Genomic DNA, 12461 nt, shown 5'->3' with positions numbered 1-12461 from the left:
TTCGGGCCTGCCGTACCTCCTGTCGTACGGCAGGCTCGGGAGGCGAAACGGCCGCTCTCGCCCGCGGCATGTTACAGAATCGCCATCGACAGGGCTTCCGCCCGGCCTGGCCGGGTGGAGCCTTCTATGGGCGACTTCGAAGGGACCGCGATGAGGAAGATCGTTGTGCAGATGTCGGTGTCTCTCGACGGATTCTTCGAGGGACCAAACGGCGAGCTCGACTGGCACCTGGTCGACGACGAGCTGCATCGACATTTCAACGAGCAGCTCAGCCGGATGGGCGCCTTTCTCAACGGACGTGTCATGTACGAGCTGATGGCCGAATTCTGGCCGACAGCCGACAAGGACCCGTCGAGCAGCGAGCCCGTGGTGGAGTTCGCCCGCATCTGGCGGGACATGCCGAAGATCGTCTACTCCAAGACCCTGGAGCGGGCCGACTGGAACGCCACGGTGGTCCGGGAACTCGTCGTCGAGGAGATCCTGGACCTCAAGGCTCAGCCCGGCGGAGACCTGGCGCTCGGAGGGGCCGACCTCGCTGCGGCCTTCATGCGCCACGACCTGATCGACGAGTTCAGGCTCTATGTCCACCCGATCGTCCTCGGACAGGGCAGGCCCCTGTTCCAGGCGTCCGACGCCCGGGTCGACCTGCGCCTCGCCGAGACCCGGACCTTCGGCAACGGCGTCGTCCTCCTCCGCTACCAGCGCCCCGGAAACGCGGGCTGAGCCTGCAGTTTCTCCAGCCCCCGTCGCCGGATGGTTCACAGCTCGCTGCTGCCCGTCACGAGCGGTGGCCTCGCCAGGGCCATCGCCCTGTCTTCGAGTGCCAGAGGTTCACCTTGGTGTACGCCAGGCGTGCTGCGCCTTCCTCAAACTCGGTGGCATCGCCGTCAGACCCTCGGTTGTGCCCGACCGTCGGTCTGGCCGAGCGGTGGTGTCATGACGACGTTCCATTGGTATGTGCCCTCGTCCCGGTTGAGGTCGATCAGCGAGACGTGTGTGAGAGTCATGGGCACGATCTCGGCATGCTGGCTGAGGGTCTCCCGGATCGGAGCTAAGGGAGATCCAGAGGTGTTGGCATAAGCGAGGCTGACGTGCGGGTAGAAGCGGTCTTCGGCCTCGGGCACACGATCCTTGCCCCATACCTTTGCGATGCCGTCGCGGATGCCCCGGCGAACGGCGGCTACGGCTTGGACTGGCCGCACTGGCAGGTGTACGCCCTCCGCGTCCGCGACCACCGGACCCAGCTCTACCGAGATAGGGCGTAGTTCGGCCACGTGGCTGGCTGTCGCCGTACCGATCGCAGTAATGTCATCCTCGCTCACCTCGTCCGCGAAGCCCACACCCTGAAGGGTCATGTGCAGCCACTCGAAGGGGATGGGATCGAGGACGTCCGCCTCTTCGAGATGGGGGCGCAGCCGTGCCGCGAACTCACGCAGGGCGGGTTGCTCGCCGACAAGGAAGTGCCAGGTGTAGAACGACCGGCCTTGCCGCCAGCCTGGGCGCCACCACCAGTGATTACGCGTCCGCTCGTCAATTTCCGTCACGGGATCACCCTTCCAGAGGCGGTCGGCTCTCGGAACAGAACGCCCTGATCCCCTCGCGGATGTCCTTCCCGTGGCCACTGGCTGGCACGCGGTTGGCGATCTCACCAAGCTTGAACAGCAGGGGCGCCGCCCGGAGTTCCGGCGGTGTCTCCAGCACCCGGCGCAGCGCCTCGCTGGCCCCGTCCAAGGCTCCCGCGTCGATGTGGGCACGGACGATGTGCAGCGCGGTCATCCGCTCGGTGCCGAGATTCCGGTCCCGCATTGGCCGACCTTGGGAGATCGCGACGGAGCGACTGGCCGCGGTTAACGCGCTGCCAGGATCGTTCAGCATGAGATAGGTATCGGCCCAGTAGCTCAAGGCCCGCTCCGAGGAGCAGCTCAGTGGCCCGCCAGGGAAATGCTCTGAGGTTGTCGGATCGATCTCCTGAGCACGGCGCAACAACCTCCGGGCATCGTCCGGTCGCCCGAGCCGCGCGTAATCAAGGGCAAGCGTGCTGGCGAGCATCAGTTCGGTTTCTCCGCCCGCACCTCGGGCGTACTCGAGTCCGCGCTCGGCGTGACGTACGGCTTCCACTTTGCGTTCGTCCCAATAGGCGGCTACCTGCTGAGACTTGCAGACCCACGCGCGGAGAGCGTCGTGCCCCGTCTCCTCGGCGAAATGCGAGGCCGCCTGGGCATGACTGATCGCCGCGCTGGGTCTCCCCAGGTCAGTGCTGATCCACGCGAGAAGCGTCATGGCCCAGCCGGCAACCAGGTAGAGGTCCTTGCGATACCGCAGCGGTTGATGCCCTTCCAGCAGCCGAAGCGCTTCGTCACGGATACGCCGTACGTCACGGAGGAGAGGGCCGGTCGGGGCCTTCAGGTAATCGGCCGCGATGCGCTTAAGGTCCGCGTTCAGTCGCTCGATCGTCGATGAACCCACGTTGCTGAACTCTGCCTCGCTGAGAATGTGGGAGGACTCCCTGGCGTAGAGTTCGAGCTGCTCTTGAGGCGATAGGGCACGGCGGTCGCGCATCTGTGATGTGGCCGGATGAGATACCTCAGCGGTCCCCGGGAACTGCGGCACCTGGCAGGACGCGGGGACATTGTCGCGGAAGTTTTCGTCGAGCCGCCGGTAGTCGATCCGGTCGATTTCCTGTCGGTCCTGTGAGCTGTAGAGCGCGTATTCGGTGTCGCTGAGCAGGCGATGTGCGTGAACCTGGTAGATGCGGGCGAGCGTGTGCAAGGCCGAAAGGCTGGGCCGCCGCCCCTTCGCAGGCCAGTGCTCGAATTGGTAGATGCGGGCCTTGACCATCGTCGGCTCGCCGATGTCGAGCGCGTTCCAGTGGTCCGCGACCTCCTGGTGGCTGAGATTGTGGGCCCAGCGGAGGGCGACTCGTGGGCCGATCTCGGGGCAATCCGTTTCCCAGACGGCAGCGATCTGGTCCCACGTCAGTCCGCGCGCCCGAAGTTGCTGGGAGCGGTGGGCGCGCTGCTGGCCGCTTGGACCTGTACGTCGGTTCATGGCGAGATCCACCTCGGGGTGCGAACGAGTACGCAGCCAGCCTATATCACTTTTAGTAGTTGATCTGTTACGGCTAACCGGATGATGTCGCCTCGGTTGAAATGCCAGGTCACAGGGCTCAACTCGCGCTAACTCTTCTGGCTCTCTATACGCTCGGTCTCTGTTGCGACACTGAGGGTTACAAGCAGAAGAGCGGGGCTCGTAGGCGCTGGAACCGCCGTACGAGCCCTTGATCAGGATGGTGGTCCTGACCCATGACACAGAGTAGGGCTGTTGCCGCCGTTCGTCCGGTCTTCGCCGGGTGGCGGATCATGCGCAGCGACGCCGGGCGGCTGTGGGCGACGCGTGAACGGCCGTTTCCTTCGGCCGTGGAGGAAGCGGGCGCACACCGGACGGTCGACGGCGACGACCTGGTGGCGTTGTGCCAGGCGATCGCGGCGCAGGAGGGAATCGCCGGGGGGAGGGCCCGGTGAGTGCGTCCGCCGCGGACCTTGCGCTGGACGACATCGCCGCCGACCAGGATGACGAGGACTGCCCGGGAGTTTCGCCGCACCCCGCCGTGCCGCGTCCAGGGCGTACGGCGTTGTGGTGGATCGAGGAGAGCCTCGGGCGGGGCCGCGTCGTCGCGCACACCTGCCCCTGCCGGATGACCGCCTATGAACTGGTCTGCGTCGGCGGCGTCTCTCAGATCTGCCGCCGCACCCTGCCCCGTCCCGAGGTGCCCGCCGTGACGTGGACCGCGCGGTGGTGGCGCCGGGAGGAGGCGTACGAGTGGTGGCGGCGCCTGCTCGCTGGGCAGGCCCGATGAGTCGCCCCGCCGGTCGCAGTTGGCTGCGGTCGGCGGGGCACGGGAGGCCTCCGTACGCCGTGGGGGCTGGGGGGAGGCCGCCCTCTTCGAAGACCCGCCTGGCACGCCCTGTCCAGGCGGGACGCCATGAAAGGAAAGGACGAGATGGACGACCTGTACGAGCGCGACCTCGCCGGAGCACGCTTCCGGCGACTGTGCGGCGGCAATCAGCAGGAGCAGGAGCAGGACCAGGAGACCTGTGTCGAGATCGCCCCGATCCCCGGTGCCGGCGACGCCTTCGCGCTGCGCGACAGCAAGAACCCTGGTGCCGGGACGCTCCGGTTCGCCAGTGACGAACTGCGCGCCGCCGGACTGACCGCCCTCCTGTAGCCCACAGGCGTGCGGCCCCTGCCCGGTGCAAGCAGGCAGGGACCCGCACCCCAACTGTACGGGTACCCCCTCCGCAAGCACTCCCAGATGAGGAGTCCGATGCACCTCCACTGCTACTCCTGGACGGGGGTCGGCGACGACCGGCGCAACGAGGCCGAGCGCCGTCCGCCTCCGTCGTCCGGCGATCCGGGGCCGTTCCTGGCTTCGCCGCTGCCGCCGATGCGGACGTGCGACTGGTTGTTGAAGCCTCGGAACCGGATCGACGCTTCGCCGGGCTCGGTGGGGGAGGCGCTGGAGTGGCTGACCGAGCGTTACCGACCCGCCGAGCCGTCCTTTCTCCGGCAGGTCGACGAGGGGCGCATCGGGTGCTGCTCCCCGAACCGGGACGCCGGCCACCGCTGCCCCGTCACCTGAGCCGCCCGCCTGCCGGAAGCCCCCGTGACGGCAGGCGGGCCATGACCGGCCCCGAGGTCTGATGGCGCGCGCCTCGGGGCCTCCACCCGCCCAATAGGCGGCCAGAAATCAAGCGCGAATTAATCATGCCGCTAGGAGGTGGTGCGGTAATGACCCATGTCCTTGCGGCGTGAAGAGGCTGGACCTATGTATTTCTCTAAAAGGAACGTACGATGAGCCGGTCGGTTGACATCATGGAGTGTGACCGTGGACCAGGTTGTCTGGAGGATCGCATGACGCTTCGCCCCTGGCGCATCATCTCGATTTCCCTGGCAGCCGGGCTGATGCTGTCCGGATGTAGCGATCCCCCCACCTCCAAGGAGCCCACCGCCGCTCAAGTAGAGCCAATCCTCAAGAGCCATATCGATCAGACCATGAAGTATGCTTTCGCGACCGATATAACGGTGACTGATCCCGGGGGAAAGGATATCCCTTGCGGCGATGGGAGATCCAAACGGACCTATGCCGTGAAGGCTAAGGCTGGTGTGGGCTCAGGGAACTCTGAAATGGTCACTCTGACCCTCATCGGGGGTCTGCACCAAGTTGCAAAGTATAAGCTTCCCAGCTACGCGAAAAGCTTGACCGAACAGGAGGCCGTTGGAGAACAATATCGGACACGGATCCTGCTTTCCTCGCCCACTAAAGGTGAGATGGTGGTCCGGGGTGAAACGGACTGCCTGCCGTTTAAAATGAGCTAAGGCATGTCATTGATATGCTAAAGTTCCCGCGTCTTCCACTCCGCTTCGCGGCCCGTTGAACGCTATCTTTAGCGCTATCTGAGCCTCGCCAAGCTGGGTTTTGTCTGTCCCGCCGGAGCCGTTGGCTATCAGCCAGTTGTCGAAGTTCTTCACGGCTTTCTGGTTCTTGGCGATCTCGTTGAAGGGTAGGAGTTTGCCGTCGCGCCCGGTGATGGGAGGGTGGGAGAAGCGGGCATCGGTCGGGGGAACCTGGGCCTTGAAGCCATTCGACATCAACAGGTTCGCCAGCCAGGTTTCCCGGGCCAGCGCGGCGGCCCTGTCATTCTCCTTAAGAGCATCTACCCGGGTCTTATCTGGCGTCAGTATCCCTTCCAGGCCAGGCGGCGTAAGGGTGGAAACTCCTAACCATAAGACCTGCCCGCCCATACCTGGGATGGCCAGGCCGCCCACGCCGAGGGCGAGACCATAGGTAAAGAGCTGGGTTTTGATTCGCAACTGGTCTTCGGCGTCGAGCGCACCCTGCACCTCGCGCTCTGCCATTAATTGCATCCCGGCGACATATCCGAGCGCTCTCATCGCTCGCTCAAGATGCTCCGTGCTCGCGCCGTGGTCCTTTTTTGCGGCGATGTTCACGATTTTGTTGGTGAGGTTGCCCATTCCTTCTTCGAAAGGCTTGATGTGCTCGGGGGAGTCTGCGAACGTTTTGACGAAGGCGTACGTGTCCTTCGGGCTCAGCCGGAAGGACGGGTTCAGGCCGGGGATGATGGTCTTCACCGGGCCGAACGCGCTGGGCTGCGTGCGGTTGGCGTCGCCGAGGTTGGCTCCCTCGACGATCTCGGTCGCGTACGACCCGGCGATCTCGGCCAGATGCACGCGGGTCGGCTCCTGGATGTCGAGCTTGGGCAGCTCGCGCATGAGCTGGAAGGCGAGCATCGCGGCCTCGGCGGAATGCGCCCCGTCCTTCTCGTCGTACGCTCCGGACGCCGCGGCCAGCATGCGGCCGAAGGCGTCCCCCCGAGAGTCCTCCTTCATCTGCATGTCCGGCTGATTCGAGTACGTGCCCCACACTCCGACTTTCTTGTTGAGGGCGCTGAGCGCCTTTGAGAGCGAGCCGTACTCCTTGGTCGCGGTGGAGATCGCTGTCCTGGCCGCCTTAGAGTTGTTGCCCAGGGCGTTCAGTAAGCCCGCCAGGTCCGTCCCGTTGACCGTGCTCTTCTTGCCGAGCGCGTGCATGCTTACGACCGCGGCGAGCCAGTCGGCGGGGAACTCGCCGGCCCGCAGCAGGTCGCCCAGTCGCCGTTCGCCGTTCTCCGATACGGGCACTTGGCCGTCCCGGAGCTCCGCGAAACCGGCATGCGTGGGCGGCTGAGGACCGGCGGCCGACTTCGAGAACGGCTCCAACGCCGCACCAGCCGGAGCCTTGCCGGTCACAAGCTCGTACCTGACCGCGGCGAAGCCCGGCACGCCGGCCCCCTCCCGGACCGCCGTGCCGAAGGCCCGGCTCACCACGTCGATTGCCTTTTCGGGATCGTCCATCCCGGCTCTGAGCTTCTCGGCGAGCCCGAGGGTTCCCTTGGCTCCGAGCGCGGCGAAGAAAGCGGCGACAAAGTCGGCGTCGTTACGGTGCGCGTTCAGCTCGGCGACCAGACGGGCGAAGGCGTCGTTGGCCGTCTTCCCGATGGGGAAGCCGTAGTCGCTCGCGTTGGTGGCGGTGAACCGCTCTGCCAGCGCCCGGCCCTGACGTTGCGCTTCGGATGTGGCGAGCACCGCGCTCTCATCCAGCGGCACCAGCCCGGACGCCACGCCCGGCAGCCATGCCGTGATGTCGTTCGAGGCGAGAATGGTCGCCTGCCGCCGCCGCAGCGTGGGGAGCTCCGTCTCAAGCCAGGCCAGGATCTCCCCAACGGGATTCAGTGCGGTGGCAGAGACGTTCACCGAGCTCAGCAGGCTCCGGATGGCGTCCGTTTCCTGCCGGATGACATCGTGGCCGTGCGTGAGGGAGTTGATGAATTGGTGCATTCTGTCCGGATCGATGCCGCTGAATTCCGGCGATAAAGGACCTGTTCCAGGAGTTGCCGGTTCCGTCATCGATGGCCCCCCGTTCCCCCGTACATATGCGCACACCTGTAGCCCCGGGTCGCGCCGGCTGGACTCAGTCGCTCACGGCGTGCTGGCTGCTACGCCGTTAGGAGCTCCATCCGGCCGCTTTTTCGAAGAACCCATAGAGAGTAGAGCACTGCCGCACCGCTGAAAAGGTGGGACCCCGTTGCCCAATCGGCCAGGAACATCGAGGTGGGTTTGCTCATCCGCGGCGGCACGGCCCCGGAACGGGCCGCCCAGCACGTGGCGCGCCTGCGCGCCCGAGGGGTGCTGCGGAGTCTCCAACAGGGCGCTCAGCCGTTGAACTATACACAGCGCAGAAGACGGCCGGCGTGGAACGCCGGCCGTCCGGGAGGTCCTCACGCTGCCGGTGCCAGTGCCGCGCCCGCGCAGGTCAGAGAAGCCGCAGGCGCAGGCCAAGAAGTACCAGCGCCCGCGGGGTCACGGCGGTGGGCCGGGTCACCGGGACGCAGTCGACCTGGGGGCACGGTGTGGTGAAACACTGCTTTGGCGACGGCACGCACATAGTGCCCGCCGGGCACAGCACCGCGGCGCACGGCGTGGCCGGGTCACCGGGAGTGCAGCCGGCGGAGATCGGCCGGTCGGTGGCCCAGGCGGCATGCGCGGGCATGGACGGCATGGGGCCGACGGCCCAGGCGGCTGCCGACGGAACGGTCATCCCCGCCGACACCCCAGCGGCCATGGCCGCCGCCACTACGAACGTGCGAAGCATTTCTCCCCCGAAAACTCTGGAGCCCCCCGGCGATCATGCTCGCATATCCGGACGGCGCGGCCTGGTCGCGCCGCGCGGAGCGCGTACCGGACGAGCCTTCCGGGGATGAGAACCGCCGGCTACGGGACGTTGGCGGCGGCGACGACGGATCGGGTAAGGGGAGCGGTGCGGTAGCTGTCGCGCAGGCGGTCTTCCGCCTCGGCTCGTGAGCCGATCTCCTGCAGGCCGAGCAGCGCGGCGCCGACGGCCGGCGGCACGTCGGCCACCAGGGTCTCCGCCTTCGGAGCCGTCTCACGGCACCCCGCGCGGATGCGGTCGAGCAGGCGCTCGTCGCCGGACGCGAGGACCCCGCCCCCGAGCACGATGTCGACCGGGACGTCGAGCAGATCCAACCGGCGCAGCGCCGCCGACGCGAGCAGGACCACCTCCTCGGCGAGCCGGTCCACGACCTTTCTCGCCACGGCGTCCCCGGCCCGCGCGGTGGCGAACAGCAGCGGTGTCAGCTCAACCAACCGGCTCCGGCTGACCTCCCCGAAGTGGAGCCGCTCGACGAGCTCGGCCGCGCGGGACACGCCGAAGTGGGCGGTCACCGCGGGGAGCAGCGCGGTGTCGGGGCCGCGGCCGTCTTCCGCCCGCACCGCCCGCCACAGCGTCTCGTCGCCCAGGAACAGGCCGCCGCCCCAGTCACCGGACAGCCGGCCGATCGCCGGGAACCGCAGGGTCCTGCCGTCCGGCGCCACGCCGACGCAGTTGATGCCCGCCCCGCAGACCACCGCGACCCCGTGCTCGCGCCGAGTCCCCGCGCGCAGCAGCGCGAAGGTGTCGTTGTCGACGGTGATGCTCTCGGACCAGCCCAGCTCGGTAAGCGCCCGCGTCAGCGCCTCCTGCTCCCGGCCGAAGTCCACCCCGGCCATGTACGCCGCCGTGTGCCGGGCGTACGGGGGCCGCGCGTGCGGATCGGCCTGCCGTACGGCCTGGCGGACCAGGGCGTCGAGGGTGGCGACGCCGGTGGCGAGGCCCTCCCGCTGCGCGGACGCCCCGGGGCCGCGGACCTGGGACAACACCGTGCCGTCGGAGGCGACGAGGAGCACATCCGTCTTGGAGTTGCCGCCGTCGAGCGCCAGTATCCCGTCGATCACGCGTCCGCCCAGGGCAGGAACGCGCGGTTGACCGCGACCAGCCGGTCGGCCAGGGCCGACGCCTGCTCGATCTGGCCGATGAGCGGGTGCGCCAGCAGCGCGTCGAACACCCGGTCACGGCCGCCGTGGACGGCCGCCTCCAGGGCCAGGTTCTCGTACGCGGTGACGTGGGCGACGAGTCCCGCGATCGCCGGTGAGAGGGGGGCCACCGGGAGCGGCTCCGCGCCGGCGCCGGTGATCCGCGCGGGGACCTCCACCACGGCGTCGGCGGGCAGGAACGGCAGGGTGGAGCCGTTGCGGGCGTTCACCACCTGCACGTCTCCCCGGTCGTTCAGGAGGGACGCCACGAGCTGCACCGCCGCCTCCGAGTAGTAGGCGCCGCCCCGCTGCTCCAGCAGCGCCGGCTTGGAGACCAGACTCGGGTCGCGGTACATCTCAAGGAGGCCGCGCTCCAGCTCGGCCACGGTCTCGGCCCGCGACGGGCGGGTGAGCTCCTCGGCCACGATCTCGTCGTGACGGTAGTAGTACTTCAGGTAGTAGGACGGCACCGCGCCGAGGCGGCGCATCACCATGGCGGGGAGCCCGACGTGCTCGGCGAGCTGGTCGCCGTGGTCGGCCAGCAAGCGGGGGAGCACGTCCACTCCGTCGACGCGTACGGCACGCACCCAGGTCAGGTGGTTGAGCCCCACGTGCTCCAGGGCGACCGAGTCCGGGGCGACGCCGAGCAGCCCGGCGACCCAGCGCTGGAAGGTGATGGCGACGTTGCAGAGCCCGACCGCGCGGTGACCGGCGTTGAGCAGGGCCCGGGTGACGATGCCGACGGGGTTGGTGAAGTCGACGATCCAGGTGTCCTCGCCGGCGATCCGCCGCACCCGTTCGGCGACGTCGAGGACCACGGGCACCGTGCGCAGCGCCTTGGCGAGGCCTCCCGCGCCGGTGGTCTCCTGGCCGAGGCAGCCGCACTCCAGTGGCACGGTCTCGTCCGTGGCGCGGGCGGCCTGGCCGCCGACGCGCAGCTGGAGCAGCACGGCGGACGCCCCGTCGACGCCGGCTTCGAGATCCGAGGTGAGCCGCAGCTTGGCGGGGTGACCCGCGTGGTCGAGGAGACGGCGGGCGAAGCCGCCGACCACCTCGAGACGTTCCTGGTCGGGGTCGACCAGCGCGATCTCGTCGATGTCGAGCCCCGCGTGGCGGTCGGCGATGCCGCTGACGAGTTCCGGGGTGTAGGTGGAGCCGCCCCCGATGACGGTGAGTTTCAACCTTTGACTCCTGTGAAGGTGATGCCTCGGACGAAGGATTTCTGCGCGATGACGAAAAGGAGGATGACGGGCAGCATGACGAGCACGGTCGCGGCCATGGTGAGGTTCCACTGGACCTGGTGCGCGCCGCGGAAGGACGCCAGCGCGAGCGACAGCGTCCAGTTGTCCGGGTTCTCCCCGGCGTACAGCAGCGGCCCGAAGTAGTCGTTCCAGGTGTACATGAAGCAGAACAGGGACACCGCTGCGATGCCCGGCCGTGTCATGGGGAGCAGCACCCGGAGCAGGGCCCGCAGGTCTCCGCAGCCGTCGACCCGGGCCGCGTCCAGGTAGGACTGGGGGATCGTCAGGAAGAACTGCCGCAGCAGGAAGATGCTGAACGCGTCGACCAGGAAATACGGCAGGATCAGCGGCCACAGGGTCCCGGTGAGGTGGACCCGGGCCCACAGCACGTAGAGCGGCACGGACAGGACCTGCGGCGGGATCATCATGGCGGCGATCACGATGAGGAACACCACCTGGCGGCCCCGCCAGCGCATCCGGGCCAGGGCGTATGCGGCGGGCACGCTGGACAGCAGCATCCCGGCCGTGGCCAGCAGCGAGTACATCAGGCTGTTGCCGAAATACCGCAGCAGGGGGGCGGTGCGGAAGACCTCGGCGAAGTTCTCCGGGTGCCAGGAGCGCGGCCACAGGTCGGACGTCAGGGCCTGCCGGTCGGACATGAACGCGGTGAGCGCGACGAAGACCAGCGGCAGGACGAACATGAGCCCGATCGCCAGCGCGATGCTGTGGGTCGCGATCCAGCGCAGGACGCCACGCCGATCCTGCCGCGACGACCCGCGCCGGGACGCGGCACCGCTCGTCGTGAGAGTCGCCATCAGGCCTCCTCAGCGTGGGAGCCGCGGCGCAGACGGTAGACGAAGACCACGGTGAAGACGGTCGAGACGACGAACAGCGCGATTGACATGGCCGATGCGTAACCCATGTTGTAGTAGTGGAACCCCTGCTGGTAGAGCCAGACGGGGAAGGTCAGCGTCGAGTTGTCCGGGTAGCCGATGACCCGCTGGCTGCCGGCGATGTCGGCCGACCCGGAGGCCACCGACGCCGCCACCACGGCCTGGGTGAAGTACTGCAACCCCAGGATGATCGAGTTGATCACTCCGAAGAAGAGCACCGGCGCGATCGACGGAAGCGTGATGTGCCAGAACCGCCTGATCGAGCCCGCGCCGTCCAGGCCCGCCGCCTCGTACAGCTCAGCCGGCACGTCGAGCATCCCGGCCAGCAGAATGATGATCAGCTCTCCGGAGACCCACAGCGTGAGCAGGGTCAACGCGGGCTTGGCCCACGCGGGGTCGCTGAACCAGAGCGGTCCTTTGACGCCGACCCAGCCCAGCACCGTGTTCACCGGTCCGGTGCCGGGGTTGAACAGGAAGGTGAAGACCAGGGTGGCCGCCACAGGCGGGGCCAGCGCCGGAAGGTAGATGAGCGTCCGGAACAGCCCGGCGCCGTTCCTGATGCGGGCCAGCACGGCGGCGACACCGGTCGCGAAGATCAGGCGGAGGACGGTGATGACCACCACCAGCCACACGGTGTTGTAGGCCGCCTTCCGGGCGAGCGGATCCTGGGTGAGGAGGAAGGCGTAGTTGCGCAGACCGACCCACACGGGCGTGTTGAGCAGGTCGTAGCGGGTGAACGAGTAGTAGAGGAGCGCGCCGAGGGGGTAGGCGAAGAACACCGCGAAGCCGACCAGAGCGGGCGCCATGAAGGCCAGCGGCCGGATCCAGTGCCCCGGCCGCGGCCGGATCCATCTGAGGGACCCGGCCACGGGCACGGCGTGTGGCTTGGCAGACATCGGTG

General features: G+C 67.8%; 14 protein-coding genes. 6 read left to right on the top strand and 8 right to left on the bottom strand.

Annotated elements, in window-relative coordinates:
• Positions 1–126: 126 nt before the first annotated feature.
• Complete coding sequence (locus ABH927_RS23340) at positions 127–723, top strand: dihydrofolate reductase family protein (RefSeq protein WP_370024462.1); 597 nt, start codon at positions 127–129, stop codon at positions 721–723.
• 164 nt (positions 724–887) lie between these two features.
• Here ABH927_RS23340 and ABH927_RS23335 read toward each other — a convergent pair whose 3' ends face one another.
• Positions 888–1544 (bottom strand): 2'-5' RNA ligase family protein, encoded by a 657-nt coding sequence (locus ABH927_RS23335; protein ID WP_370024460.1) that lies wholly within the window; start codon positions 1542–1544, stop codon positions 888–890.
• 4 nt (positions 1545–1548) lie between these two features.
• On the bottom strand, positions 1549–3048 hold the full coding sequence (locus ABH927_RS23330; protein ID WP_370024458.1) for a hypothetical protein: 1500 nt from the start codon (positions 3046–3048) through the stop codon (positions 1549–1551).
• A 254-nt stretch (positions 3049–3302) separates the two neighbouring features.
• Between ABH927_RS23330 and ABH927_RS23325 the strand changes: the two genes are divergently transcribed.
• From ABH927_RS23325 to ABH927_RS23305, 5 genes are all read left to right on the top strand, one after another.
• Positions 3303–3521, top strand: coding sequence for a hypothetical protein (locus ABH927_RS23325; protein WP_370024457.1), 219 nt, complete (start codon positions 3303–3305; stop codon positions 3519–3521).
• On the top strand, positions 3518–3856 hold the full coding sequence (locus tag ABH927_RS23320) for a hypothetical protein (protein WP_370024455.1): 339 nt from the start codon (positions 3518–3520) through the stop codon (positions 3854–3856). Before ABH927_RS23325 ends, ABH927_RS23320 begins: the two co-directional genes overlap by 4 nt.
• A gap of 126 nt (positions 3857–3982) precedes the next feature.
• Positions 3983–4225: a DUF397 domain-containing protein gene (locus ABH927_RS23315; protein WP_370024453.1), complete on the top strand. Its 243-nt coding sequence runs from the start codon at positions 3983–3985 to the stop codon at positions 4223–4225.
• Positions 4226–4324: 99 nt separating this feature from the next.
• Positions 4325–4639, top strand: coding sequence for a hypothetical protein (locus tag ABH927_RS23310; RefSeq protein WP_370024452.1), 315 nt, complete (start codon positions 4325–4327; stop codon positions 4637–4639).
• A gap of 272 nt (positions 4640–4911) precedes the next feature.
• Positions 4912–5376: a hypothetical protein gene (locus ABH927_RS23305; protein WP_370024451.1), complete on the top strand. Its 465-nt coding sequence runs from the start codon at positions 4912–4914 to the stop codon at positions 5374–5376.
• Between the two features lie 6 nt (positions 5377–5382).
• Here ABH927_RS23305 and ABH927_RS23300 read toward each other — a convergent pair whose 3' ends face one another.
• From ABH927_RS23300 to ABH927_RS23275, 6 genes are all read right to left on the bottom strand, one after another.
• Positions 5383–7464 carry a DUF6571 family protein gene (locus ABH927_RS23300; RefSeq protein ID WP_370024450.1) on the bottom strand — a complete coding sequence of 694 codons (2082 nt, stop codon included), beginning with the start codon at positions 7462–7464 and terminating at the stop codon, positions 5383–5385.
• Between the two features lie 406 nt (positions 7465–7870).
• Positions 7871–8209 carry a hypothetical protein gene (locus ABH927_RS23295; protein ID WP_370024449.1) on the bottom strand — a complete coding sequence of 113 codons (339 nt, stop codon included), beginning with the start codon at positions 8207–8209 and terminating at the stop codon, positions 7871–7873.
• A 119-nt stretch (positions 8210–8328) separates the two neighbouring features.
• Positions 8329–9348, bottom strand: a complete 1020-nt coding sequence (locus tag ABH927_RS23290) for an N-acetylglucosamine kinase (RefSeq protein WP_370024447.1) — start codon at positions 9346–9348, stop codon at positions 8329–8331.
• Positions 9345–10607 carry a 6-phospho-beta-glucosidase gene (locus ABH927_RS23285; RefSeq protein ID WP_370024446.1) on the bottom strand — a complete coding sequence of 421 codons (1263 nt, stop codon included), beginning with the start codon at positions 10605–10607 and terminating at the stop codon, positions 9345–9347. The genes ABH927_RS23290 and ABH927_RS23285 overlap by 4 nt, the downstream gene beginning before the upstream one ends.
• The gene (locus ABH927_RS23280; RefSeq protein WP_370024444.1) at positions 10604–11482 is read right to left on the bottom strand and encodes a carbohydrate ABC transporter permease; all 879 of its coding nucleotides are present in this window, start codon (positions 11480–11482) and stop codon (positions 10604–10606) included. Before ABH927_RS23280 ends, ABH927_RS23285 begins: the two co-directional genes overlap by 4 nt.
• Positions 11482–12456 carry a carbohydrate ABC transporter permease gene (locus ABH927_RS23275; protein ID WP_370024443.1) on the bottom strand — a complete coding sequence of 325 codons (975 nt, stop codon included), beginning with the start codon at positions 12454–12456 and terminating at the stop codon, positions 11482–11484. Before ABH927_RS23275 ends, ABH927_RS23280 begins: the two co-directional genes overlap by 1 nt.
• Positions 12457–12461: the final 5 nt, after the last annotated feature.

This window comes from Planotetraspora sp. GP83, from assembly GCF_041262585.1.
Taxonomy (GTDB): domain Bacteria; phylum Actinomycetota; class Actinomycetes; order Streptosporangiales; family Streptosporangiaceae; genus JAOEGB01.
The sequence above is the reverse complement of the archived record's forward strand: the minus strand, read 5'-3'. Positions and strand labels throughout refer to the sequence as shown.

Coding starts and splice junctions, on each gene's coding strand:
- ABH927_RS23340 (WP_370024462.1), top strand. CDS start 127: ATGGGCGACTTCGAAGGGACCGCGATGAGGAAGATCGTTGTGCAGATG.
- ABH927_RS23330 (WP_370024458.1), bottom strand. CDS start 3,048: ATGAACCGACGTACAGGTCCAAGCGGCCAGCAGCGCGCCCACCGCTCC.
- ABH927_RS23325 (WP_370024457.1), top strand. CDS start 3,303: ATGACACAGAGTAGGGCTGTTGCCGCCGTTCGTCCGGTCTTCGCCGGG.
- ABH927_RS23315 (WP_370024453.1), top strand. CDS start 3,983: ATGAAAGGAAAGGACGAGATGGACGACCTGTACGAGCGCGACCTCGCC.
- ABH927_RS23310 (WP_370024452.1), top strand. CDS start 4,325: ATGCACCTCCACTGCTACTCCTGGACGGGGGTCGGCGACGACCGGCGC.
- ABH927_RS23305 (WP_370024451.1), top strand. CDS start 4,912: ATGACGCTTCGCCCCTGGCGCATCATCTCGATTTCCCTGGCAGCCGGG.
- ABH927_RS23300 (WP_370024450.1), bottom strand. CDS start 7,464: ATGACGGAACCGGCAACTCCTGGAACAGGTCCTTTATCGCCGGAATTC.
- ABH927_RS23295 (WP_370024449.1), bottom strand. CDS start 8,209: ATGCTTCGCACGTTCGTAGTGGCGGCGGCCATGGCCGCTGGGGTGTCG.
- ABH927_RS23280 (WP_370024444.1), bottom strand. CDS start 11,482: ATGGCGACTCTCACGACGAGCGGTGCCGCGTCCCGGCGCGGGTCGTCG.
- ABH927_RS23275 (WP_370024443.1), bottom strand. CDS start 12,456: ATGTCTGCCAAGCCACACGCCGTGCCCGTGGCCGGGTCCCTCAGATGG.